We start from the raw sequence: 24,420 nt of genomic DNA, 5'->3' as shown, positions 1-24,420 counted from the left end.
TGAACAACACTCGGCCCCAAATACTAGCAAAGTTGATCCAACGGTCGAATTCTGCCTTTATAATCGCGGATTTTCCGCCCGATAATTCTTCCTGCCCGGAGCCGCCACCGCATGAATACCACCCTGATCGTTTTCGTCGCGCTTTACCTGCTCGGCACGCTGGCACTGGGGATGTGGGCGGGCACGCGGATCAAGAATACCGCCGACTTCGCCGTGGCCGGCCGCAGCCTGCCGCTCGTCATGGTGATCACCACCACCTTCGCCACCTGGTTCGGCGCCGAGACCGTGATGGGCGTGCCGGCCAAGTTCGTGCAGGGCGGCCTGAACGCCATCATCGAGGATCCGTTCGGGGCCGGCATGTGCCTCATTCTCGTCGGCCTGTTCTTCGCCTCGAAGCTTTACAAGCTCAATCTGCTCACCATCGGCGACTACTACCGCCAGCGCTACGGCAAGGGCATCGAGATCTTCTGCTCGCTGGCGATCATCCTGAGCTACCTGGGCTGGGTGGCGGCGCAGATCACCGCGCTGGGCCTGGTGTTCACGGTGCTGACGAATGGCGCGATGTCGCCCGCCACGGGCATGCTGGTCGGCACCCTGGCCGTGCTGATCTACGTGGTGGTGGGCGGCTTCCTGGCGGTGGCGATCACCGACTTCGTCCAGATGATCGTGCTGGTGGTCGGCATGAGCATCATCGCCGTGTTCGCGGCCGACTTGGCCGGCGGCGCCGACAAGGTACTGGCGATGGCCCAGCAGGCCGACCTGTGGCGCGTGCTGCCGGAGCCCAGCTTCACCGACATCGCCTTCTTCGTGGGCGCGGCCGTGACCATGATGTTCGGCTCCATCCCGCAGCAGGACGTGTTCCAGCGCGTGATGTCGGCCAAGGACGCCCCGACCGCGCGCACCGGCGCCGTGATCGGCGGCGCCAGCTACATCCTGTTCGCCTTCGTGCCGATGTTCATCGTCGCCGCGGCCGTGGTCGTGATGGGCAATTCGGCGATGGAAATCGCCCAGAACGACTACCAACGCCTGCTGCCGACCTTCATCATGACCAAGATGCCGCTGGTGATGCAGATCCTGTTCTTCGGCGCCCTGCTGTCGGCCATCAAGAGCACCTCCTCGGCCACCCTGCTGGCGCCGTCGACCAGCTTCGTCGAGAACATCCTGCAGAACCTGAAGCCCGGCATGAACGACAGGCAGCGCCTGCTCGCGATGCGCATCACCATCGTGATCTTCGCGACCATGGTGCTGCTGTATGCGATCGCCATGGAAGGCACCTCGATCTACGAGCTGGTGTCGAGCGCCTACCAGGTCACGCTGGTGGGCGCCTTCGTGCCGCTGGTGATGGGCCTGTACTGGAAGCGCGCCACCACCCAGGGCGCGATCGTCTCGATCGCGGCGGGCATCGTGGTGTGGCTGCTGTTCTTCGAGGGCGTGACCACCTGGGGCGAGCACTTCCCGGGCCAGCTGGCGGGGCTGGTGGCGGCCTTCGCCGGCATGTTCGCCGGCTCGCTGGCGCCACAGCTGTTCAGGAACGGCGGCGAGCCGACCAGGCACATCGCCGCGAGCGCCTGACGCGGCGCGCGCTTACGCCCGCGCAAGCCGCCGTCCGGCGGCCTCGGCTACGCTGCATGCCTCCACCCTACGCGAGGACATGCCATGGCACAGCCGGACCGACACCCCGCCCCAGCGGATCGCATCGCCTTCGAAGCCGCGATCCAATCACTGGAAGCGCAGCTTGCCAACCTGGGCGCGCACCTGGGCATCGATGCCCATGCGCGGGCGGCCTATGCCCGCGAAATCCGGAAGATGGCCGATGGCTTGCGCAGCGAGGCGCTGGCCGGCAAGCTCACCTGGCAGCAGGCGGCCCAGGAAGCGCAGCAGACGCGCAACCTGATCATGGAAGTGGTACGCAGCCGCAGCACGCCCGTGGGGCGCTCGATGGCCCAGCAGCTCAAGTCGCAGGGGTATTCGCTGAACGAACTGGTCGCCAGCCAGACCCGGCGCCTGCATGGCCCGCACGCCACGTTTTCCACGCTACCCGCGTCGCAGAAGAACGCGATCTATGCGAATATCGTGGCGTCCGCCGGCAAGTCGAATCCGGCGGTGACGCGCGCGATGGCGCGCCTGTCGTATGCGGGGCGCGGCCTGCTCCTGCTGTCGCTGGCCCTGTCCGCCTACAGCATCGCCACCTCCGCCGACAGGACGGCCACCGCCACGCGGGAACTGGCCCTGACCGGGGCCGGCATCGGCGGCGGCATCGCGGGCGGGGCGCTGGCCGGACTGGCATGCGGTCCCGGCGCGCCCGTGTGCGTCAGCGTGGGCGCCTTCGTGGGTGGCGCCCTGAGCGCCTTCGGCATCAGCCTTCTTTGAAAAAGATCCGCACGCCGTGTACCTGCTCGATGCCACCGATGTGTCCCTGCGCCTGGCCAGTCCGTGGTCGGAGCAGCGGCTCGCGCGCAGCGCCATCCTTGCCGGTGGCCGCGACACCGGACAGATCGTGACCGGCGAGGTGCTGGAAGCGGCGCTGCAGTGGAAGGGCTGCTTCCTGCTGTTCGTCACCGATGCGATTCCCTTCGAGGACAGCCTGCGCATCTACCTGTTCGACGCCGGCTGGCGCCTGCTCGACTGCGCCAGGCTGGGCGCCATGTACAGTACCGGCCACTTCGCGGACCTGGTGCTGGCGCCGCCCGACAGCCTGCGCTTTTCCTTCATCGGCGGCATCGCCTGGGAACTGCAGCTGCTCGAGAACGACGCCCTGGCCCTGCCCTTCTGCGATCCGAAAGGGGTAGCGCGGCCCTTCGGGCTGCGCAGGCGTTTCCGGCTGCGCGGGCGCCCGCTGCCGCAAGCGTAGCGCGGGCCCGGCCCGGCTCAGGCCATCCAGCCGCGCGCTGTCACCTCGTCCAGGGTCAGGTCGAGGCAGGCGCGGATCCGCTCCGCCATCTCGTCGATCTGCGCAGTGGTGATCGATAGCGGCGGCGCCACGATCATGCGCTCGCCCACCGCGCGCATGATGATGCCGTTCTCGAACATGTGCTTCCGGCACAGCATGCCCACCGCCTGCTGCGGCGCGAACGGTGCGCAGTCGTGCACGCCGGCGCCCTTGCCGCGCACCAGGGTCAGCGCCGCCGCCAGGCCGCAGGTCTCGGCATGCCCCACCAGCGGATGCGTGGCCAGGGCCGCGAAGCAGGCCTTCAGGTAAGGTCCCGTTTCCTGGGCCACCCGTTCCACCAGGCCTTCGGCGCGCAGGATGCGGATGTTCTCCAGCGCCGCCGCGCAGGCGGCCGGATGGCCGGAATAGGTGAAGCCGTGCTGGAACTCGCCGCCCTGCTCGGCCAGCAGCTGCGCCACGCGCGCCCCCACCAGCACCCCGCCCAGCGGGACATAGCCCGAGGTGACGCCCTTGGCAAACGCGATCAGGTCCGGCTGGAAGCCCATCAGCTCGCAGCCGAACCAGCGCCCCAGGCGCCCGAAGCCGCAGATCACTTCGTCCGATACCAGCAAGATGCCATACTTGTCGCAGATGCGCCGGATTTCGGGCCAGTAGGTGGCGGGCGGGATGATCACGCCGCCCGCGCCCTGCACCGGTTCGCCGATGAAGGCGGCCACCCGTTCCGGTCCCAGTTCCAGGATCTTGTCCTCGAGCCAGCCGGCTGCCGCCAGGCCGAAGGCGGCCTCGCTCATGCCGCGCCCGCCCTCGGCATAGCTGGGCTGGCCGATGTGGTGGATGCCGGGAATCGGCAAGCCGCCCTGCGCATGCATGCCGGCCATGCCGCCAAGCGAAGCCGCGGCCACGGTGGAGCCGTGGTAGCCGTTGCGGCGGCCGATCAGGATGTCGCGCTGCGGCTGCCCGGCGAGCTGCCAGTAGCGGCGCACCATGCGCAGCACGGTGTCGTTCGCTTCCGAGCCGCTGCCGGTGAAGAACACGTGCTGGAAGGCGGCGCCCGGGGACAGTTCGGCCAGCAGCGCGGCCAGCCGCAAAGCCGGCACGTTGGTGGTGTTGAAGAAGCTGTTATAGAAGGGCAGCTGCAACAGCTGCGCATGGACGGCATCGGCGATGCTGGCACGGCCGTAGCCGACGTTCACGCACCACAGGCCGGCCATGCCGTCGATGATCCGCTTGCCCTCCGAATCCCACAGGTAGATGCCGTCGCCGCGCACGATCACGCGCGCGCCGCGCGCACGCAGCGCGGCGTGGTCGGTGAACGGATGCAGGTAGTGCGCACTGTCGAGCCGCTGCAGCTCGCGGGTGTCGAAGGTCTCGGGCGCTGCGGCTGTCTCCGGCGCGCCGGTGCGCAGCGAAGCAAGCGGGGTAGTGATGTTCATGATCGGCTCCCATTCTCGCGTGGCCCGGAACGGGCGCCTTTCCTCAAACGTGCAGCAGCAGGTGCTCGCGCTCCCACGGGCTGATCACGCGCATGAACTCCTGGTGCTCGAGGTCCTTCACCGCGGAGTAGACGTCGATGAAACGTTCGCCCAGCACGTCGCGCAGGCGGTCCTCGCGGCGCAGCAGCGTGATCGCCTCCGACAGGCCCTGCGGCAGCTCGACCGGCATGTCGTAGGCGCTGCCCTCCACCATCTGGCTCGGCTCCACCGCGTCCTGCATGCCGAGGTAGCCGCAGGCCAGGGTGACCGCCAGCGCCAGGTAGGGATTGGCGTCGGCACCGATCACGCGGTTTTCGACGCGCCGGTCCTGGGCGCCGGACACCGGCACCCGGAAGCCCACGGTGCGGTTGTCCATGCCCCACTGCAGGTTGATCGGCGCCGCCGTGTGGCGCACGATGCGGCGGTACGAGTTCACGTAGGGCGCGACGATCGCCATCGCAGACGGCATGTAGCGCTGCAGGCCGCCGATGTAGTGGCGGAACGATGGCGCCGCGCTGCCGTCCGGGTTGCTGAAGATGTTGTGGCCGGTTTCCAGGTCGACCACACTCTGGTGCACGTGCATCGCCGATCCCGGTTCGTTGGCCATCGGCTTGGCCATGAAGGTGGCGTACATCTCGTGCTTGAGCGCGGCCTCGCGCAGGGTGCGCTTGAAGTAGAACACCTTGTCGGCCAGGCCGAGCGGGTCGCCGTGCAGGAAGTTGATCTCCATCTGGCCGGCGCCGATCTCGTGGATCAGGGTGTCGACATCGAGGCTCATCAGCTCGCAGTAGTCGTAGATGTCCTCGAACAGCGGGTCGAACTCGTTGACGGCGTCGATGCTGTACACCTGGCGGCTGGTCTCGGCGCGGCCGCTGCGGCCGACCGGCGAGGACAGCGGCAGATTCGGATCGATGTTCTTGGCCGTGAGGTAGAACTCGAGCTCGGGCGCCACCACCGGCTTCCAGCCTTTCTTCGCATACAGGCCCAGCACGCGCCGCAGCACGCTGCGCGGGGCGAAGTCGACCAGTTGGCCATCGGCGAAATAGCAGTCGTGGATCACCTGCGCGGTGGGATCGACCGCCCATGGCACCATGGTGATGGTGGTCGGGTCGGCCTTCAGGATCATGTCGCGGTCGGTGGCGGCAATGGCGCGGTTGTAGGAATCGTCGCGCTCCGGGGTGTTGCCGGTGACGGTCATGCCCAGCACCACTTCGGGGATGCGCATGCCGCGGTCTTCGGTGAACTTGATGCGGGGAAGGATCTTGCCCCGGGCCACGCCGGTCAGGTCGGGGACCAGGCATTCGATCTCGGTGACCCGTTTCGCGTTGAGCCACTCCTCCATGTCGGTGTAAGAAAAATTGTCGCGGATTGCCATGATTTGCCTCGTGTCTGGTTCGGAAGGAGGCGCAAGTCCGGCCTGGCCGGATGCGCCGCGCACATGGGGCAGTTCAGCTATGGAACGGCGCCGGCCCGCGACGGCCTGGCGGTGGCGCCCAGGTGCGCGGCAAGCCTGTTCATGCGGAACTCCGGTCACGTGTGCCCTTGCGCGCCTGGTAGGCGCGGCAGGCGTCGCCGAAGGCGCCGAACATCTTCATCGAATACGGGTTGTGCTGGATGCGCCATTCCGGATGCCACTGCAGTGCCAGCGTGAAGCCGGGCGCGGTGGCGACCGAAAAGGCTTCGACCAGGCCGTCCTCCGCCACCGCTTCGACGCGCAGGCCGGGCGCGAGTTCGTTGACGCCCTGGCCGTGCAGCGAGTTCACGGGGATCTCGGACTGGCCAAGCATGCGCTCCAGGCAGCCGCCGGGGGTGATGCGGACATTGTGGGCGTCGCCGTACTGCTCGTCCATGCCGAGTTCCGGGTTCTCGCGGTGGTCGAACTTGCCGGCCACCGCCTGCACCGCCTGGTGCAGGCTGCCGCCCAGGGCCACGTTCATCTCCTGGAAGCCGCGGCAGATCGCGATGATCGGGATGCCGCGCCGCACCGCCTCGCGGATCAGCGGCAGCGTGGTCTGGTCGCGCGCCGGGTCCTGCGGCAGCGTGGGGTCGAGCACCTCTTCCGAATAGTAGCTGGGATGGACGTTGGAGGCCGAGCCGGTCAGCATGATGCCGTCGCACAGGGCGAGCACCGTTTCCAGGTCGAGCGCGGCGCCGAGCGAAGGCAGGATCATCGGCGCGCAATCGGCACCGAGGACGACGGCGTCAACATACTTGTACTGGGCGGCGTGATACGGATGCTCGCCGAAATCACGGGTGCAGGCGGGGACGATGACGATGGGACGCATGGGCTCTACCTTGTCGTGGCGCGCGAAACCAGGGTGTAGCATGCCGGTCCGGGCGCGGATACTGTTCAGGACGGATGCGCCGGTGCGGCGTGGCGCAACGCAGAGGATGCGCGTCCAGCCGCATGGCCCGAAAACGCATTCCATAGCAAAAGCATAACGGCAACTGGAGCGGCATGCCAACACGGTAGCCGGGCAGGCGTGAAAGATTATTTCATTATTTCGATAAAAATGAAATAATCTTTCACACACGGTGGGTCGGCCTTGTGCGCCGATGGGCATGGCCGGGGAGGAAAACACGGCAAGCGGGCCGCCAGGCGAATACTGGCAGCCGGCATGCGCTGGCGGGAGCTTACTGCTTGAGTGTCTTGAGGGCCGCTTCCAGCACCGTATCGCGGCCGCGGCGCAGGTCCGCCACGGTGGGCGCCACGCGCATGGTCGGCTGGATGCCGTGGCCGACCCAGGCCCGGCCGTCCGGATGGGTGTCGGCCTTGGTGCAGATGCGCGCCATGCCGCCGCCCGGCAGGCTCACCATCAGTGGCTGGCCGGTGCTGCCGCCGGTCGGCTCGCCCACGATCGGACCGCGCCGCATGTTCTCGTAGGCCACCATGAAGTCTTCCGCCGCCGAATAGGTGCCGCCCGAGGTCAGCACCGCCACCGGGCCGCGGAAGTGGCGCTTGCCATCCGGCTGCCAGCTGCCGGCGCGGCCTTCGAAATCCGGTAGCGGACGCTTCCAGGCGCGGTAGGTCGGCAGGTACTGGCGGGTCGACCACTTGCTGGTGGCGAAGGGCTCGCCGGTGAGCGTGGCCAGCACCCGGTAGCCTTCGTTCGAATTGCCGCCACCGTTGTTGCGCAGGTCGATCACCAGCGCCCGGCTCGACGCCACCTGCTCGAAGGCGGCCAGGAAGGCGTCGGCGGCGCGGCTGTCGCCAAAGCTGTTCAGGGCCACATAGGTAACGTTGCCCGGCAGCTTGCGCAGCTCGAACGGTGCCCGGCTGCCCGTCGCCCTGGCATGGCTGTCGCGGTCCACGCGCGGCACCGGCAGCACGAAGCGCCTGCCGTCGGCATTCGCGAAGCGCACCTGGGGCGCCTTGTCGCGCGGGCCCATAAGGAACTGGTAGCCGTACACGCGGCGCTCCAGGTCCTGCGGCGTGGAAGCGCTGACGTAAGGCTGGATGGCGCGTTCGGCATAGGCCTTGACCGGCTCGCCGTCGACTTCCAGGATCTCGCTGCCTGGCATGACGCCGGCGGCGGCCAGCGCCGGGTCGAACACTTCGCGTACCAGTACCCTTCCCTCGACCAGGTGGGTGGCCAGCAGCGGGCGCGCCATGGCGTCGCCCAGCTCGGGCCCCGGATAGATGTTCGTATGCCCGTCCTGCAGCTTCGCGCACAGCGCCATCAGTACCTGGTAATACTCGGCGGTGGAGGTGGTGGCGCGCACCTTCGGGATGGTTTCCAGGTACAGGCGGTCCCAGTCGAGCTCCTTGAGCTTGTCGACGTAGACGAAGTTGTACTTCACCTCGGACCAGAACTTGGACAGTCCGGCCAGCTTCTCGTCTTCGCTGATGTTGGCGCGGTAGGGCGTGGCCAGCGCGGGCGAATCGAACAGGCGCGCATCGCGCGCCTCGCGCTCCTTCATCGCCGCCAGCAGCGGCTGCCAGCGCGGATCGCCCCGCAGCGGTGCCAGGTCGTCGTCGCGCGCGGTGTGCTGCGCGTTCGCCCAGCCGGCCGCGAAGGCCTTCTGCAGCGTTCCCATCGCGCCCTGCGCATCGCCCGCCAGCGCCTGGGCGCAGGCCGCGTTGTACAGCAGGCCGCCGTTCGGCGCGTGCTGCGCCGCCTGCAGGTAGAGGGTGGCGGCTTCGGCGTAGCGCTGGGCGGCGAAGGCGGCGCGGCCGCGCTCCTCCAGTCCTCCCGCGTCCTGCGCCAGCGCTGTTCCGGACAAGGCCGCGAAGACTGCGGCCGCGATGATGCGACGTACCATGGATCCTCCTGATGAGCGAATGGCAGCGATTCTACCCATGGCCGGGGTGCGGCACCCGAACATTGCGACGGGCTGCGCGATTGGCGGAACAGGCTGCTTGCGACGCTGGCAGGACCGGGGAATGGAACATGCCTGAGCTGGCGCAGCTGGCGCCCAAGCAGGAGGACAGGCGCCAGCGGCTACTTCTTGTACTCGTGGTATTTGCGCGCGTCGCCGCGCACCTGCTCGGCCGGGTATTTCTCCCGGTTGAGCACCATCTTTTCCTGCACCGCGGCGAACAGGTCGACCTCCAGCTTGTCTGCCAGGCGCACGAGATACACCAGCACGTCGGCCATCTCATGGCGCACCTGGACCAGCTTGTCCGCGCCGAGTTCCTCGATGCGGCCGTGCTGCAGCCACTGGAAGTGTTCCAGCAGCTCGGCCGCTTCCACGCTCAGCGCGCAGGCGAGGTTCTTGGGCGTGTGGAACTGGTCCCAGTCGCGTTCATCCACGAAGGTGCGGACCAGCGCGCGCAGGCGGGCCAGGTCACTGTCCGCGGCGTTCGTCACGGACCTTGTCGCCGTCGAGGTAGCCGGTAAGCACGCGCTCCAGCTTGGGCGCGATCTCGTCGTAGCTGCTGACCGTGATGCCGAGGTCGCGCAGCAGGCCGTCGTGCACGCCGTAGACCCAGCTGTGGATGGTCAGCGGCTGGCCGCGTTCCCAGGCATCGCGCACGATGGTGGTTTGCGCCACGTTGATCACCTGCTCGGCCACGTTCAGCTCGACCAGGCGGTTGACGGCGGCGCGTCCTGCCACGTTGCCGAGGTATTTGCCGTGCTTCTCGCGCACGTCGCGCACGTGACCGAGCCAGTTGTCGGCCATGCCGACGCGGGTGCCGGTGAGGGCCGCGCCCACGCCCGAGCAGCCGTAGTGGCCGCACAGGATAATGTGCTTGACCTTCAGCACGTCGATCGCGAACTGCAGTACGCTCAGGCAGTTCAGGTCGGAGTGGGCGACCACGTTGGCGATATTGCGGTGCACGAACAGCTCGCCCGGCAGCATGCCCAGCAGTTCGTTGGCCGGCACGCGGCTGTCCGAGCAGCCGATCCACAGGTATTCCGGGGCCTGCTGTTCCGACAGCGCCTTGAAGAAGTTCGGGTCTTCGGCCACCATCGAAGCGGCCCATTTGCGGTTGCGTGCGAAGAGCTCTTCGGCGCTTACGCCCGTCGTCTTGTTATCCAATTTTTCTCCCTGATGCGTGCTGAATAGAGGAAGTATACCAGTAGGGTGGGCGGATTTCCGCCCACCCTGCGAAGGCGAAAAAAAACCGCTGAAGGCATGCGCCATCAGCGGTTTTCCTGGTTTCGGCTCTTACTCGAAGAAATCCTTGACCTTGTCCATCCAGCCCTTGCTCTGCGGGCTGTGCTTGGCCCCGCCCTCGTTCGTCATGCGTTCGAATTCGCGCAGCAGGTCCTTCTGTTTCTCGGTCAGCTTGACCGGGGTCTCGACCACCACGTGGCAGAACAGGTCGCCCGTGTAGCCGGAGCGCACGCCCTTGATTCCCTTGCCCTTGAGGCGGAAGGTCTTGCCGGTCTGTGTTCCTTCGGGCACCGTGAACGAGACCTTGCCGGTGAGCGTGGGCACTTCGATCTCGCCGCCCAATGCCGCCTTGGCGAAGGAGATCGGCATCTCGCAGTGCAGGTCGTCGCCTTCGCGCTGGAACACCTGGTGCGGCTTGATGTGGATCTCCACGTACAGGTCGCCCGGCGGGCCGCCGTTCGTGCCCGGCTCGCCGTTGCCGGTCGAGCGGATGCGCATGCCGTTGTCGATGCCGGCCGGGATCTTCACTTCCAGCGTCTTGTTGCGCTTGATGCGTCCGGCGCCGCCGCAGGCCGCGCAGGGTTCCGGGATGATCTTGCCGCTGCCGTGGCACTTCGGGCAGGTCTGCTGGATGCTGAAGAAGCCCTGCTGCATGCGCACCTGGCCATGGCCGGCGCACGTAGTGCAGGTGACCGGCTGGGTGCCCGGCTTGGCGCCGCTGCCGTGGCAGGTGTCGCACTTGTCCCAGCTCGGCACGCGGATCGTGGTCTCGTAGCCGTGCGCCGCCTGCTCCAGGGTGATCTCGAGGTTGTAGCGCAGGTCGGCGCCGCGGTAGACCTGCGGGCCGCCGCCGCCGCGGCCGCGGCCGCCGCCGAAGATGTCGCCGAAGATGTCGCCGAAGGCATCGCCGAAGCCGCCCGCGCCCGCGCCGAAGCCGCCGCCGCCCATGTTCGGGTCCACGCCGGCGTGACCGTAGCGGTCATAGGCCTCGCGTTTTTCCGGATTGGTCAGCATCTCGTAGGCTTCCTTGACCTCCTTGAACTTCTCTTCCGCTTCCTTGTTGTCGGGGTTGCGGTCAGGATGGTATTTCATCGCAAGCTTGCGATAGGCCTTCTTGATGTCGTCTTCCGACGCGTTCTTGGCGACCCCGAGGATCTCGTAAAAATCACGCTTTGCCATTGGCGGCACCTTGCTTGTTGAACTTGTAAAACGGTGGTTGCAAAAAAACCGAGCCGGGGAACCTGATGGTCGCAGCGGCTCGGCGGTTCCCTGGCCGGGGACGGAGGATCACCCCGCCCCCGCCAGCGATTACTTCGCGTCTTTCACTTCCTTGAAGTCGGCGTCGACCACGTCGTCCTGCTGCGGCTGCTGGCCGGCCGATTCGCCGCCTGGCTGGCCACCGGCCGCGCCGGCCTGCTGCGCCTGCATGTCGGCGTACATCTTCTCGCCCAGCTTCTGGGACGCGCTCGACAGGGCCGCGGTCTTGGCGTCGATGTCCGCCTTGTCGCCGCTCTTGATCGCGCCTTCCAGGTCGGCGATCGCCGCTTCGATCTTTTCCTTCTCGCCGGCTTCCAGCTTGTCGCCGTATTCGGTCAGGGACTTCCTGGTCGAGTGCACCAGCGCGTCGCCCCCGTTGCGGGCTTCGGCCAGTTCCTTGACCTTCTTGTCCTCTTCCGCGTTCAGCTCGGCGTCCTTCACCATCTTCTGGATTTCTTCTTCCGACAGGCCCGAGTTGGCCTTGATGGTGATCTTGTTTTCCTTGCCGGTGGCCTTGTCCTTGGCGCCCACGTGCAGGATGCCGTTCGCGTCGATGTCGAAGGTCACTTCGATCTGCGGGGTGCCGCGTGCTGCCGGCGGGATGCCTTCGAGGTTGAACTCGCCCAGGCTCTTGTTGCCTGCCGCGATTTCACGCTCGCCCTGGTAGACCTTGATGGTCACGGCCGGCTGGTTGTCGTCGGCGGTCGAGAACACCTGCGAGAACTTGGTCGGGATCGTGGTGTTCTTGTGGATCATCTTGGTCATCACGCCGCCCAGGGTTTCGATGCCCAGCGACAGCGGGGTCACGTCCAGCAGCAGCAGGTCCTTGCGCTCGCCCGACAGGACCGAGCCCTGGATGGCGGCGCCGACGGCGACGGCTTCGTCCGGGTTGACGTCCTTGCGCGGATCCTTGCCGAAGAACTCCTTCACCTTTTCCTGCACCTTCGGCATGCGGGTCATGCCGCCGACCAGGATGATGTCGTCGATGTCCGAAACCTTGATGCCGGCATCCTTGATGGCGACGCGGCACGGCTCGATGGTCTTGGCGACCAGTTCCTCGACCAGGGCTTCCAGCTTGGCGCGGGTGATCTTCAGGTTCAGGTGGACCGGCGCGCCGTTCGCCATGGCGATGTACGGCTCGTTGATCTCGGTCTGCTGCGCCGACGACAGTTCGATCTTGGCGCGCTCGGCCGAAGCCTTGATGCGCTGCAGGGCGATCGGGTCCTTCGACAGGTCGAGGCCGTTGATCTTCTTGAACTCGTCGATGATGTAGTCGATCACGCGCTGGTCGAAGTCTTCGCCGCCCAGGAAGGTGTCGCCGTTGGTCGACAGCACTTCGAACTGCTTCTCGCCATCGACGTCGGCGATCTCGATGATCGACACGTCGAAGGTGCCGCCGCCGAGGTCGTACACGGCGATCTTGCGGTCGCCCTTGTCGGTTTTATCGAGGCCGAAGGCCAGCGCGGCCGCGGTCGGCTCGTTGATGATGCGCTTGACGTCCAGGCCCGCGATGCGGCCGGCGTCCTTGGTCGCCTGGCGCTGCGAGTCGTTGAAATAGGCCGGCACGGTGATGACCGCTTCGGTCACTTCTTCGCCGAGGTAGTCTTCGGCGGTCTTCTTCATCTTGCGCAGGACTTCAGCCGAGATCTGCGGCGGCGCCAGCTTCTTGTCGCGCACGCCGACCCAGGCGTCGCCGTTGTCGGCGGCCAGGATCTGGTAAGGCATCAGCGAGATGTCTTTCTGGACTTCCTTTTCCTGGAACTTGCGGCCGATCAGGCGCTTCACCGCGAACAGGGTGTTCTTCGGGTTGGTCACAGCCTGGCGCTTGGCCGGCGCGCCGACCAGGATCTCGCCGTCTTCCTGGTACGCGATGATCGACGGCGTGGTGCGCGCGCCTTCCGCGTTCTCGATGACCTTAGGCTGGCCATTTTCCATGATGGCGACGCAGGAGTTGGTGGTTCCCAGGTCAATACCGATGATCTTGCCCATGTTGTTTTCCTTTTAAATGCTGTAGTTTCGGATGGATTCAATATTGGGAAAAACTGCGCGCTTTCAAGAGATGCCGCTGGGGCATTTGGCAGCGCAGCATCCAGCTCCTGCTTATTTCGGTGCGGCGGCCGTCACGATGGCCGGACGCAGCAGGCGGTCGGCGATCATGTAGCCCTTTTGCAGCACGGCGACCACGGTATTGGCTTCCTGCTCGGATGGCACCACGGCCACGGCCTGGTGCTTGTTCGGGTCCAGCTTCTCGCCCGCTTGCGGCATGACCTCGACCAGGCGGTTCTTTTCAAAAGCGGCCGTCAACTGCTTGAGCGTCATTTCCACGCCCTCACGGATGGCTTCGACGGTCTGGGTCTCGACTTTCAGCGCCATTTCCAGGCTGTCGCGCACCGGCACCATGGCCTCGGCGAAGCTTTCGATGGCAAATTTATGGGCCTTGGTCACGTCTTCCTGGGCGCGGCGGCGGATATTCTCCGCATCGGCTTTCGCGCGCATGAAAGCATCATGCATCTCGGCCAGCTTGGCTTCGGTAGCGCTCAGCTGGGCTTCCAGGTCCGACCCGGCGCCGCCCGGCGGCACACCGGCTTGTCCGGCGCTGGCTTGCGCTGCCTCATTGGCGGCGGTAGCGGCGGTAGCGGCATCGTCCTGCGGCGCGGCACCCTGTTGGGTCACCTCTTGGTTTTCTTGGTCTTGCATCGAAAAAACTCCTAGAATCAAGGACTTGGCTGAGTTGGTAAAGTGTCCTGCCTGACACACAGGCCCCTACATGGGGCGATGTCCTACATTTTCAAGGGGCTTTACTGACAGTTTGCTAAAGTTTGAGAAATTATTTGTTACAAGATTTACGGATTTCCTCAATCATTTCCCGGCGAAAAGTCTTAATCTTCTTGTCAAGATTGCGGCGTTGCCGCGCCTACCGGGAACCATCATGAGACTCCAACTGATCAGCGGCGCTGTCGTGCTTTACACCCTGGCGGTGCTTGCATGGCTATGCTATGTCGGGATCAGCGCTTCGCCGTGGCATGCCTGATCGTCGCCTACAAGACCAGGCCAGGCAGCCTGCCATTCTAACAGGCCGGTAGCGTCGCTTCAGGCTCCCAGCTGGGCCGCGTGCTGGGCGCCCACCTGCACGTCGCGCTTCTGGGCGGCGCGCTGGGCCGGCGTCAGGATGGTTGGCCAGCCGATCAGGTGCTGTTCGGCGATCTCGGCCAGGCCCGTGATCCACGCCGGCGCCTCGTTCAGGCAAGGAATGTAGTGGTATTCCTTGCCGCCGGCGGCTTCGAAATCCTGCCGCACTTCCATATTGATTTCTTCCAGGGTTTCCAGGCAGTCGCTGGTGAAGCCGGGGCAGATCATGTCGATGCGCCCCAGGCCCTGGCGTGCCAGGTCCTGCACGGTCTGGGCGGTATACGGCTGCAGCCACTCGGCCTTGCCGAAGCGCGACTGGAAGGTGACGATGTACTCGTCGGCGCCCATGCCCAGCGCCACCGCCAGCAGGCGCGCGGTCTTGTGGCATTCGCAGAAGTACGGGTCGCCCAGCATCAGGGTGCGCTTCGGGGTGCCGTGGAAGCTCATCACCAGCTTGTCGCCACGGCCGTTCGCTTCCCAATAGGCTTCGACCTCGGTCCGCAGCGCCTCGATATAGGCTTCGTGGTCATGGTAGTGGCGCACCAGGCGCAGTTCAGGCACGTTGCGCACCCCGGCATAGTGGGCGAAGACGGCATCCCAGACCGAGGCGGTGGTGGTGCCGGAATATTGCGGATAAGCCGGCAGCAGCACGATGCGCTGGCAGTGCTCGGCCTGCAGACGCGCAAGCACGTCATGCAGGGACGGCGACCCGTAGCGCATGGCCATTACCACCTTCACGCCTTCGTGGCCGCGTTCGGCCAGGGTCTTTTCCAGCAGCGCCGCCTGCTTCTGCGTGTGCACCTTGAGCGGTGACCCTTCCTTGGTCCAGATCGTGCGGTACTTGGCGGCCGACTTGCCGGAGCGGAAAGGCAGGATGACCAGGTGCAGGATGCACCACCAGATGAAGGCCGGGATCTCGACCACGCGTGGATCGGAAAGAAACTGCTTCAGGTAGCGGCGCACGGCGCGCGGGGTCGGCTCGTCGGGAGTGCCGAGGTTGACCAGCACGATGGCGCTGGAAGGCAGGCTGCCGTGGGCGAAGGGCGGTTCTTTTCTGAAGGGCATGGGCTGGAGACGGAAAGGGGAACACCCTATTATATAAGTGGCGTTCCCCTCGCTGGCGTGAAACCGCGCAGGCTGCTCAGTTCCTGCGCAGTTGCTGCTCAGGTGCTCGTATGCAGCCGCACGTCGATGTTGTTACGGGTCGCGTTCGAGTACGGACAGACCACGTGCGCCTTCTCGACCAGGTCTTGCAGCTGGGCCGGGTCCATGCCAGGGCCCTTGACGGTGAGGTCGACCTCGATGCCGAAGCCGGTCGGGATCGGACCGATGCCGACTTCGCCGGTCACGGTCAGCTCTTGCGGCAGGCTGACTTTTTCCTTGGCCGCGACGAACTTCAGGGCGCCCAGGAAGCAGGCGGAATACCCGGCCGCGAACAGCTGCTCGGGATTGGTGCCGCTACCGCCGCCGCCGCCCAGTTCCTTCGGGGTGCTCAGTTTCAGGTCGAGCACATTGTCGGAACTCTTCGAACTGCCTTCACGGCCGCCTTGCGAGGTGGCCTTGGCGCGGTACAGCACGTTGTCGATGCTCATTCGAAATCCTCCTGTGGTGGTTGGATGGATCCGCCAGCGCGGAACGTTTATCACTTTGCCACAGAATGGATAATCCGGCAGGACCGCAGGGAGGGCGTTACGACGCCAGCAACTCCCGCGCATGCTTGCGCGTGGTCTCGGTGATCTCGATGCCACCCAGCATGCGCGCCACCTCTTCCACCCGGGCCCGGGTATCGAGCACGTCGATGCGCGAAACGGTGCGGCCCTCGCCCGTCGTCCCCTTGGCCACCTGGAAGTGCTGGTTGGCCTGGCTCGCCACCTGCGGCAGGTGGGTCACGCACAGCACCTGCCGCTGCTGGCCGAGGCGCTTGAGCAGGCGTCCCACGACTTCCGCCACGCCACCGCCGATGCCGGTATCGACCTCGTCGAAGATCAGGGTCGGCGTGGCGGTGGCGTTGGCGGTGATCACGGCGATCGCCAGCGAGATGCGCGCCAGTTCGCCGCCGGAAGCCACCTTGGCCAGCGGGCGCGGCGCCACCCCCTGGTGGCCGGCCACCAGGAACTCGACCTGCTCCAGGCCATGCGCGCCCGGTTCGCCTTCGTTCAGGGCCACCACGAAGCTGCCGCCGCTCATGCTCAGGTCCTGCATGGCGCTGGTGACGCCCTTGCCCAGCTCCACGGCCGCCCCCGCGCGCCGCTGCGACAGGCGCCGCGCCACTTCCAGGTAGGCGCCTTTCGCCTTCTCTTCCTGCTTGCGCAAGCCCTCGATGTCGCTGGCGTCGGCCAGCTGGCGCAGCTTGGCGGACAGGGCCGCGTGCTCCTCGTGCAGCTGTTCCGGCGTGGTGCGGTACTTGCGCGCGGCGCTGTGCAGCGCTTCCATGCGCGCATCCACCTCGCGCAGGCGGTCCGGATCAAGCTCGACCTTGTCGATGTAGTTGTTGAGCGCGTACACCGCTTCCTGCAGCTGGATGCGGGCCGGCTCCATGCAGTCGAGTACGGCCTGCAGCTGGCTGTCCACGTCCACCAGCTTGCCCAGCCGGGCATTGAGCGAGGACAGCTGCGACAGGATCGGGTGGTCGGCTTCGGAAATCGCCTGCAGCGCTTCCTGGGCCCCTTCGAGCAGGCTGGCCGCGTGCGACAGGCGGCTGTGCTCGTTGCTGATCTCGGCCCACTCGCCGGCTTTTGGCGCCAGCTTGTCGAGCTCGCCCACCTGCCACTCCAGGCGCTCGCGCTCGAGCAGTACATTGCGCGCGTCGTTCTCGAATTCCTCCCGCTGGCGCACCAGCGCGCGCCAGGCCTTGTAGGCGGCGGCGGTGCCCAGCACGTCCTGGCTGGCGTCCGGGTCGCGCAGGGCGATCTGGTTGTCCAGCAGGGCGCGCTGGGCATCGCTTTTCAGCAGCGACTGGTGCGCGTGCTGGCCATGGATGTCGACCAGCATCTCGCCCAGTTCGCGCAGCTGGGCCGCGGTGGCGCTGATGCCGTTGATCCAGGCCTTGGAGCGCCCTGCGTTGTCGATCACGCGGCGCATCAGGGCCACCCCTTCGTCGTAGGGGAATTCGTGGAAACCCAGCCACGAGGCCGCCGAGGTCGTCAGCGCGAACTCGGCGCTGATGTCGGCCTTGGCCGCGCCCTCGCGCACCATGCTCGCGTCGCCGCGTCCGCCCAGCGCCAGCTGCAGCGCATCGATCAGGATCGACTTGCCGGCGCCGGTCTCGCCGGTGAATACCGTGAAGCCGTGCGCGAACTCGAGTTCGATGGCGTCGACAATGACGAAGTCACGAATGGTAAGTGTGCGCAGCATGAAAGGTCGGGTCTCCTGTTTTTTTGCTTGGCGGCGGTGGACGGCAGCTCAGGTGAGCTTGCCTTCGTTGGTCGGGTATTCGTTCCAGTGCAGTTTTTCGCGCAGCGTATGGTAATAGCTCCAGCCATGCGGATGCAGGAAGGTGACCGTGTGCGGCGAGCGCGAGATGACGATGCGGTCGCCCAGTTGCAGGCTGGTGAAGGTCTGCATGTCGAAGTTGACGCTGATGTCGCGCCCGGCCACCAGTTCCACCACGATCTCGCTCGATTCGGGCACCACGATCGGCCGGTTCGACAGCGCGTGCGGCGCGATCGGTACCAGCACGATGCCCCGCACGCGCGGATGCAGCAGCGGTCCGCCGGCCGACAGCGCATAAGCGGTGGAGCCGGTCGGCGTGGACACGATCAGGCCGTCGGCGCGCTGGTTGTACATGAACTCTCCGTCCACGGTGAGCTTCAGTTCGACCATGCCGGCGCCGGTGCCGCGCGCCACCACCACATCGTTGAAGGCGACGCTGCAGAAGATCTCCGCGCCGTCGCGCACCACCCGCGCCTCGAGCAGGGTGCGCTCCTCGGCGCGCGCCTGGCCCTGCAGGATCTCGTGCAGGGCCGGCACCATGCGCTCGAGCGGAATGTCGGTAATGAAGCCGAGGCGGCCCGAGTTGATGCCGATCAGCGGGATCTCGTACCGGGCCAGCTGGCGCGCGATGCCGAGCATGGTGCCGTCGCCGCCCATCACCACCGCGTAGCTGCCCTGCTCGCCGATCTCGGCCACCGACATGGCTTCGATGCCATCGATGCCCAGGGTGTCCAGGTAGGCCGCGGTATCGGCCTCGAATACCACCCGGTAGCCGGCGCCGGACAGGAACTGGGTAAGGCGGCGCGCCGGCTCTTCGATGCCGGGCGTGTTCTGCCTTACCACGAGCGCGATGATTTTTTGCTTTTCGGGCGACACTGACATGGTCCAGGAGCAGTTGGATGGGACTACGAGATTAACCGATTATCCCCGCGCCTGCTATACGAGAGGCAGGGCGCAAGGCAGGAAGGGACCCGGCAGGCACGCATCGATTCACTGTACAAATAAACAGTATACCGGGCGCCTGCCGGAATCGGCAAGATGGCGGCGCGCAGTGCCGTTCAGAGCAGCAGGCCGATGGCCACCGCCAGCGTCACCGCGAGCGTCAAGGTCAGTACGTGCAGGAACATCAGCACGATCCAGCGCAGCGCCGTCATGAAGCGGCCGCCGCCATACACGCGCCGCATCGCGGTCGGCAGGTAAAACAGCAGCCAGCCCACCAGCACCAGGCGCACGAAGTTCCAGCCGTCGGCCAGCATGACCAGGCTCAGCATCATGAAGGCAAAGGCATTGCTGTGCAGGGCGAACAGGAAGTGCTCGCCGTAGCGCCGCCCCGAGCCGAGGTAGAGCAGTTTCAGGTAGAGCGCGAACACCGGCATCATCAGGAAGATCGCGTACGGGGTGTAGCTGAAGAAGACCCGCTTGGCGGTGTCCTTGCGCTCCTTTTCGCTCAGGGCAAAGAAGCGGCCGGCGCCTTCTTCCAGCCGCGGGCTGAGCTGGCCCAGCATGCGCTTGCCCTTGTCCTGGAACTCCTTGAAGTCCGCCGAATCCTCCGTCGTGGCCGGCGGCTGCACGCCGGCCGGAGCACTCAGCGCCGGCGGCGTGTCACCGCGGCTGCCGATGTTGATCTCCTGTACCCCGCCCACCTTGAACAACGCGAAAAAGATGATGCTGAAGCTCAGGTACAGGCGTAGCGGCTCGATGTAGCGCACGCGCCGGCCTTCGATGTATTCGCGGGTCAGCAGGCCCGGCTTGAACAGCAGCAGCTTGAGCGAGTGCCACAGCTTGCCCTCGATCGCCACGTAGTGCGCGATGAACTCGTGCAGGAACTCGCGTGCGCTCGGCACGTGCAGGTGGGTCGCCTGGCCGCACTGGTGGCAGAAGTTGCCGGAAGCGGCCGTGCCGCAGTTCTTGCAGGCGCTGTGATGACGGGTGTCGAGGGCTTGGGTGGTCACGGGGCTGGTCCGGCAAAATCGTCCAAGCCGTCATGTTAAGGGGTTAGTTGCAAAAATGCATCTAACTTCCCCGGAAAGTTTTTCCCCACCGTTCCAATTGCGCGACTGCTTCGTTCGCCCACGGTTAGGATGCAGTCAACGGAAATGCAAGGAGGCAGAGATGGTGACCGAAACCAAGGACCGCTTCGTCAACACGAAGCAGCCGATCGAGAACGACGGCGTGAAACGCCAGCCGCACGAGCGCGACGAAAGCCCGGACGGCCAGGACCAGGCGCCGCGCGGCGTCATGAAGCAGGCCGCCGAAGACATGGCGCAGGGCCTGCAGAACACTGACCGCTATGGCACCAATGGGCAGGGACTGGAACAGGCCGTCGACCCGGCGCCCGGTGCCACCGGCCAGGCCAACCCCCAGCCCGACCGCCACCGTTCGATGGCGCGCCACGACTCGGTCGATTCGGAACCGGGCAAGAACCGATAAAGGACAGCTACGATGACGATCAAGCGCAATGGCAGTGCCGTCTGGAGCGGCGGCCTGAAGGACGGCAAGGGCGCCGTCTCCACCGGCAGCGGCGTGCTGCAGGATGCCCAGTACGGCTTCAACACCCGCTTCGAGGACGGGCCGGGCACCAATCCGGAAGAACTGATCGGCGCGGCCCACGCCGGCTGCTTCACCATGGCCCTGTCCGGCCAGCTGGGCCAGGCCGGCATGACGGCGCGGGAACTGCGCACCACCGCCACCGTCTCGATGGAAAAGGTGGAGGGCGGCTTCTCGATCACCGCCGTGCACCTCGACCTGGTGGCGAAGATCCCCGGCGCCAGCCAGGAAGCCTTTGACAAGGCGGCCAACACGGCCAAGGAAAACTGCCCGGTGTCGAAGCTGCTGAACGCGACCATCACGATGACGTCCCGGCTCGAGAGCTGAGCCTGCCGCCCGCGGCCCTGCCAGGCCGCAGCGACTCGCAGGGCGGGCGCACGGCTCCCGGCACCGCCCTGCACGAACGGCGCCCAGCGCATAAAATGGCCGCTTTCCGTTTGACCAGAAAGACACCCCCATGCGCATCCTCCATACCATGCTCCGCGTCGGCGACCTGCAGCGCTCCATCGACTTCTATACCACCGTGCTCGGCATGAAACTGCTGCGCACCAGCGACAATCCCGAGTACAAGTACACGCTCGCCTTCCTCGGCTACGGCAGCAACCCGGACCACGCCGAACTGGAACTCACCTACAACTACGGCGTCGACAACTACGACATGGGCACGGCCTACGGCCATATCGCCATCTCGGCCGAAGACATCTACGCCACCTGCGAGGGCGTGCGCGCCGCGGGCGGCAACATCACGCGCGAGCCGGGTCCGGTCAAGGGCGGCAGTACCGTGATCGCCTTCATCACCGATCCGGACGGCTACAAGGTCGAACTCATCGAGCGCAAGGACCATGCTGCGGGCGCCGGCCTGAGCAGCTAAGCCCCTGCCCGGCACGCCCTGCCGCGCAGGCGTCGTCGTTCATGGCGTCTGGGCGGGTTTTCCCGCCCACCCGACGAACGTCAAGCCATGGGATCGATCACGAAGGCCGACATGCGCTCCTTGTTCTGCGCGCATGCGAGGAACTTGTCGGCGGTGGCCAAGGCCTCATTGATGGTCACGTCCATGTCCAGGTAGCGGTAGGTGCCAAGGCGTCCCACGAAGGTCACGTTCGGCTCCTCGCGCGCCACGTTCACGTAGCGTTCCAGCTGCTGCTTGTCGCGCGCCTGGCGGATCGGATAATACGGAATGTCCTTCTCTTCGCACTGGCGGCTGTATTCCTTGTACATCAGGGTCTTCTCGTGCTGCTCCCACGGCGAGAAGTGCTTGTGCTCGGTGATGCGGGTGTAGGGCTGGCTGTCGTCGCAGTAGTTGATGACGGCATTGCCCTGGTAGTCGCCGGTGTCGCGGAACACCTCGAAATCCAGCGTGCGGTATGGCAGGCGCCCTTCGGCATGCTTGAACCAGGCGTCGATCGGTCCGCTATAGAACACGTGCGCGTAGTCGCCCTTGGTGGCCGGATCGAAGGTGGTGTTCAGGTGCAGGGTGATGCCCGGCACGTCGAGGATCTTCTCGACCAGCGCGGTATAGCCGTCTTCCGGCATGCCCTGGTATTTATGGGCAAAGTAATTGTCGTCGTAGTTGAAGCGTACTGGCAGGCGCTTGAGGATGCTGGCCGGCAGTTCGGTCGGCTGCATGCCCCACTGCTTGACGGTATAGGTCTTGAAGAAGGCTTCGTACAGCTCGCGGCCGACGAAGCGCAGCGCCTGGTCCTCGAAGGTCACCGGGTTCTCGATCGACTTGTCGCCCAGCGAAGCGAGGAAGGCCTGAGCCTCGGCCGGACGGAAGGTCTTGCCGAAGAACTGGTTGATGGTGAGCAGGTTGATCGGCAGCGTGTAGACGGCGCCGTTGGTGATCGCCTTGACCCGGTTCACATAGGGCATGAAGCGGCTGTAGCGGTTCACGTATTCCCAGACGCGCTCGATATCGGTATGGAAAATGTGCGGTCCGTAGATATGCACCATGACGCCGGTCTCGGCATCGCGTTCCGAGTGGCAGTTGCCCGCGATATGGGGGCGCGATTCGAAAATCTCGACGGTGTAGCCTGCCTGGGCGAGCTGGTTGGCAATGACAGCCCCGGAAAAACCGGCGCCGACAATCGCGATGTTCTTTTGCATGTTTGTTTTTCCTTAGGGATGAGTTCTGGCGGCGGCCCGGGATGCCGCATCATGGTGGGACGGATGCTTCCGCCCAGCCAGGAAAGACGCATTAACCTTGTCAGTTTATCAGCTTTGTAAAAAAACCCGCCCGCGCACGACTTATCGTGCGTCAACTATTCTGTCTTGCAATCAATCACTTGACGCTCTGAAAAAAACAAAAGCCCGGACGGGTCAAGGTCCGGGCTTTTTAACAATTCCGCACAGGGCGAGCCTGCTTGGCGGTGATTATTTTTCCAGCAGATTGTTCACAGCAGCCAGGTCCTGTTCGCGCAGCGAGCCGGCCGCCGCCTTCAGGCGCAGGCCGTTCAGGATGGTGTCGTAACGCGCGCGCGACAGGTCGGTACGGGTCGAGTACAGCTGGCGCTGGGCATTGAGCACGTCGATGTTGATGCGCACGCCCACCTGGTAGCCCAGCTTGTTCGATTCCAGTGCCGACTGGCTCGACACCTCAGCCGCTTCCAGCGCCTTGACCTGGGCCATGCCGCTGTTCACGCCGAGATAGGCCTGGCGTGCCTGCAGCGCGGCCTGGCGGCGCGTCGCTTCCAGGTCGTTGCGCGCCTTGTCTTCCAGGGCGATGGTTTCGCGTACGCGGCTGGTCACGCCGAAGCCGCTGAAGATCGGCACCGCGAACTGCACGCCGATGGCATTGTTCTTGTTCACGGCGGACAGGCCGGAAATCCGGCCGTTGGTATCGACGCGCGAGGTGTTGGCGACCAGGTCGAGCGTCGGGTAGTGGCCGGCCCGGGTCTTGGAAATATCGCGCTTGGCGATCTCGACCTGCAGCTGCGACACGGCCACGCCATAGTTCTGGTTCTCGGCCGCCGAGACCCAGGGGTCGACATTGGCCGGGGACGGCGCGTTCAGGGTGATGCCGGATTTCAGCGGCGCCAGGCCGGCCGGCTCGGTGCCGATGATGGCGCGCAGCGCGTTGCGCTTGTTGTCCAGGTCGTTTACCGCGGCAAATTCCTGGGCGATCACCAGGTCGTAGGCCGCCTGTGCCTCGTGGGTGTCGGTGATGGTCTGGGTACCGACCTCGAAGTTGCGCTTGGCCGACGCCAGCTGCTCGGTCACCGCGGTTTTCTGGGCGCGGGTCGACTCGAGCTTGTCCTGGGCCGCCAGCACGTCGAAATAGGCCTGCGCCACGCGCGTGATCAGGTCTTGCTGGGCCTGGGCAAACTGGGCTTCGGAAATCGACTGCTGCAGCTTGCTCTGCTGGTAGGTTTCCCAGCGGTCCCAGCGGAACAGCGGCTGGGTCAGGCCAATGGTGTACTCGGTGGTGCGCAGGTTGGAAGCCGAGCCCAGCACGCGGGTCTGGACGCCGGTTTGCTGGTTGGTGACCAGTTCGCCTTCGTTCCAGGGCGAGCCGTCACGGTCGTTCTTGATGCTGCTGCCGGTGATGCCGACGGTCGGGAGAAGGCCCGCGCGCCCCTGGACGATCCGTTCCCGGCCGGCGGCGGCCGACGCGCGCGCGCTGGCGAAGGTCGCGTCGTTGGCCAGCGCCTGCTGGTATACCTGGATCAGATCGGCCGCGCTGGCATTGAGCGAAACGAAAGCACTGACAAGCAGCACGGCAAGAAGGGGTTTCTGCATCACATTCTCCACAGGAGTCATCAAAAGTTAAGGTCAGGTCGATCTTGCGCAGCTCAGTACTTCGGCATCGAAGGATCGACCTGTACGGCCCAGGCGTGTATCCCGCCCGTCAAATTCGTTACGTTCTCAAATCCGTTACGTTCCAGGAAGCTCGCGACCTGCATGCTGCGCGCTCCATGGTGGCAGATGCACACGATCTCGCGGTCATCCGGCAGTTCCCCGGCGCGGATCGGCACCAGGTGCATCGGGATCTGGGTCGAGCCCGCGATATGGCAGGTGGCGAACTCCCAGTTCTCGCGTACGTCCAGCAGCAGCGGCTGCTCGGCTTGCCCGGCTTGCGCCTGGGCCAGCCGGGCCGCCAGTTCCGGTGCGGTCAAATGCTGCATCGCGTCC

Annotated in this window: 23 protein-coding genes; 6 read left to right on the top strand and 17 right to left on the bottom strand. The window is 65.6% G+C overall.

Translation table 11 applies throughout. From position 1 onward, the window contains the following. The first annotated feature begins 111 nt into the window (after window positions 1-111). The 3 genes from LE190_RS12730 (at window position 112) to LE190_RS12720 (ending at window position 2,851) form a co-directional block, all read left to right on the top strand. Entirely contained in the window at window positions 112-1,572 is a 1,461-nt protein-coding gene (locus LE190_RS12730) for a high affinity choline transporter 1 (RefSeq protein ID WP_225239053.1), read from the top strand. Window positions 1,573-1,656: 84 nt separating this feature from the next. Then, entirely contained in the window at window positions 1,657-2,370 is a 714-nt protein-coding gene (locus LE190_RS12725) for a hypothetical protein (protein WP_225239052.1), read from the top strand. A 16-nt stretch (window positions 2,371-2,386) separates the two neighbouring features. Next, entirely contained in the window at window positions 2,387-2,851 is a 465-nt protein-coding gene (locus tag LE190_RS12720; protein WP_225239051.1) for a hypothetical protein, read from the top strand. A gap of 17 nt (window positions 2,852-2,868) precedes the next feature. Here the strand turns inward: LE190_RS12720 and LE190_RS12715 are convergent, their stop codons facing one another. The 14 genes from LE190_RS12715 to LE190_RS12650 all read right to left on the bottom strand — a co-directional run bounded on the left by LE190_RS12715 (window position 2,869) and on the right by LE190_RS12650 (window position 19,694). Then, the gene (locus LE190_RS12715; protein WP_225239050.1) at window positions 2,869-4,323 is read right to left on the bottom strand and encodes an aspartate aminotransferase family protein; all 1,455 of its coding nucleotides are present in this window, start codon (window positions 4,321-4,323) and stop codon (window positions 2,869-2,871) included. 43 nt (window positions 4,324-4,366) lie between these two features. Next, complete coding sequence (locus LE190_RS12710) at window positions 4,367-5,737, bottom strand: glutamine synthetase family protein (RefSeq protein WP_225239049.1); 1,371 nt, start codon at window positions 5,735-5,737, stop codon at window positions 4,367-4,369. A 139-nt stretch (window positions 5,738-5,876) separates the two neighbouring features. Then, window positions 5,877-6,647, bottom strand: a complete 771-nt coding sequence (locus LE190_RS12705; RefSeq protein ID WP_225239048.1) for a gamma-glutamyl-gamma-aminobutyrate hydrolase family protein — start codon at window positions 6,645-6,647, stop codon at window positions 5,877-5,879. Between the two features lie 349 nt (window positions 6,648-6,996). Then, window positions 6,997-8,625 carry a S41 family peptidase gene (locus LE190_RS12700; RefSeq protein WP_225239047.1) on the bottom strand — a complete coding sequence of 543 codons (1,629 nt, stop codon included), beginning with the start codon at window positions 8,623-8,625 and terminating at the stop codon, window positions 6,997-6,999. Between the two features lie 179 nt (window positions 8,626-8,804). Next, window positions 8,805-9,173 carry a nucleotide pyrophosphohydrolase gene (locus LE190_RS12695; RefSeq protein ID WP_225239046.1) on the bottom strand — a complete coding sequence of 123 codons (369 nt, stop codon included), beginning with the start codon at window positions 9,171-9,173 and terminating at the stop codon, window positions 8,805-8,807. Further along, window positions 9,151-9,846 (bottom strand): carbonate dehydratase, encoded by a 696-nt coding sequence (can, locus tag LE190_RS12690; RefSeq protein WP_225239045.1) that lies wholly within the window; start codon window positions 9,844-9,846, stop codon window positions 9,151-9,153. The genes LE190_RS12695 and can overlap by 23 nt, the downstream gene beginning before the upstream one ends. Window positions 9,847-9,975: 129 nt before the next feature. Further along, on the bottom strand, window positions 9,976-11,103 hold the full coding sequence (gene dnaJ, locus LE190_RS12685; RefSeq protein WP_225239044.1) for a molecular chaperone DnaJ: 1,128 nt from the start codon (window positions 11,101-11,103) through the stop codon (window positions 9,976-9,978). A gap of 129 nt (window positions 11,104-11,232) precedes the next feature. Continuing rightward, the gene (gene dnaK / locus LE190_RS12680; RefSeq protein ID WP_225239043.1) at window positions 11,233-13,170 is read right to left on the bottom strand and encodes a molecular chaperone DnaK; all 1,938 of its coding nucleotides are present in this window, start codon (window positions 13,168-13,170) and stop codon (window positions 11,233-11,235) included. Window positions 13,171-13,281: 111 nt separating this feature from the next. Further along, window positions 13,282-13,878 carry a nucleotide exchange factor GrpE gene (gene grpE, locus LE190_RS12675; RefSeq protein ID WP_225239042.1) on the bottom strand — a complete coding sequence of 199 codons (597 nt, stop codon included), beginning with the start codon at window positions 13,876-13,878 and terminating at the stop codon, window positions 13,282-13,284. Window positions 13,879-14,271: 393 nt separating this feature from the next. Continuing rightward, a complete protein-coding gene (hemH, locus tag LE190_RS12670; RefSeq protein WP_225239041.1) occupies window positions 14,272-15,375 on the bottom strand; it encodes a ferrochelatase in 1,104 nt (367 codons plus the stop codon). 98 nt (window positions 15,376-15,473) lie between these two features. After that, a complete protein-coding gene (locus LE190_RS12665) occupies window positions 15,474-15,902 on the bottom strand; it encodes an organic hydroperoxide resistance protein (protein WP_225239040.1) in 429 nt (142 codons plus the stop codon). A gap of 97 nt (window positions 15,903-15,999) precedes the next feature. Further along, the gene (gene recN / locus LE190_RS12660) at window positions 16,000-17,664 is read right to left on the bottom strand and encodes a DNA repair protein RecN (protein WP_225239039.1); all 1,665 of its coding nucleotides are present in this window, start codon (window positions 17,662-17,664) and stop codon (window positions 16,000-16,002) included. Window positions 17,665-17,712: 48 nt separating this feature from the next. Next, window positions 17,713-18,624 (bottom strand): NAD kinase, encoded by a 912-nt coding sequence (locus LE190_RS12655; protein WP_225239038.1) that lies wholly within the window; start codon window positions 18,622-18,624, stop codon window positions 17,713-17,715. Between the two features lie 176 nt (window positions 18,625-18,800). After that, on the bottom strand, window positions 18,801-19,694 hold the full coding sequence (locus LE190_RS12650; protein ID WP_225239037.1) for a DUF3667 domain-containing protein: 894 nt from the start codon (window positions 19,692-19,694) through the stop codon (window positions 18,801-18,803). A 160-nt stretch (window positions 19,695-19,854) separates the two neighbouring features. Between LE190_RS12650 and LE190_RS12645 the strand changes: the two genes are divergently transcribed. The 3 genes from LE190_RS12645 to gloA all read left to right on the top strand — a co-directional run bounded on the left by LE190_RS12645 (window position 19,855) and on the right by gloA (window position 21,160). Next, complete coding sequence (locus tag LE190_RS12645) at window positions 19,855-20,172, top strand: hypothetical protein (protein ID WP_225239036.1); 318 nt, start codon at window positions 19,855-19,857, stop codon at window positions 20,170-20,172. A 12-nt stretch (window positions 20,173-20,184) separates the two neighbouring features. Continuing rightward, a complete protein-coding gene (locus LE190_RS12640; protein WP_225239035.1) occupies window positions 20,185-20,616 on the top strand; it encodes an OsmC family protein in 432 nt (143 codons plus the stop codon). A 130-nt stretch (window positions 20,617-20,746) separates the two neighbouring features. Then, the gene (gene gloA, locus LE190_RS12635; protein WP_225239034.1) at window positions 20,747-21,160 is read left to right on the top strand and encodes a lactoylglutathione lyase; all 414 of its coding nucleotides are present in this window, start codon (window positions 20,747-20,749) and stop codon (window positions 21,158-21,160) included. Window positions 21,161-21,240: 80 nt separating this feature from the next. Here the strand turns inward: gloA and glf are convergent, their stop codons facing one another. The 3 genes from glf to LE190_RS12620 form a co-directional block, all read right to left on the bottom strand. After that, complete coding sequence (gene glf / locus LE190_RS12630) at window positions 21,241-22,395, bottom strand: UDP-galactopyranose mutase (protein ID WP_225239033.1); 1,155 nt, start codon at window positions 22,393-22,395, stop codon at window positions 21,241-21,243. A 267-nt stretch (window positions 22,396-22,662) separates the two neighbouring features. Beyond that, window positions 22,663-24,027, bottom strand: coding sequence for a TolC family outer membrane protein (locus LE190_RS12625; protein ID WP_225239032.1), 1,365 nt, complete (start codon window positions 24,025-24,027; stop codon window positions 22,663-22,665). 53 nt (window positions 24,028-24,080) lie between these two features. Beyond that, window positions 24,081-24,413, bottom strand: coding sequence for a rhodanese-like domain-containing protein (locus tag LE190_RS12620; RefSeq protein ID WP_225239031.1), 333 nt, complete (start codon window positions 24,411-24,413; stop codon window positions 24,081-24,083). Between the last annotated feature and the right edge of the window lie 7 nt (window positions 24,414-24,420).

It is taken from the genome of Massilia hydrophila, assembly GCF_020208145.1.
In the GTDB taxonomy this organism is placed as follows: domain Bacteria; phylum Pseudomonadota; class Gammaproteobacteria; order Burkholderiales; family Burkholderiaceae_D; genus Telluria; species Telluria hydrophila.
This window is presented reverse-complemented; position numbering and strand designations above follow the sequence as displayed.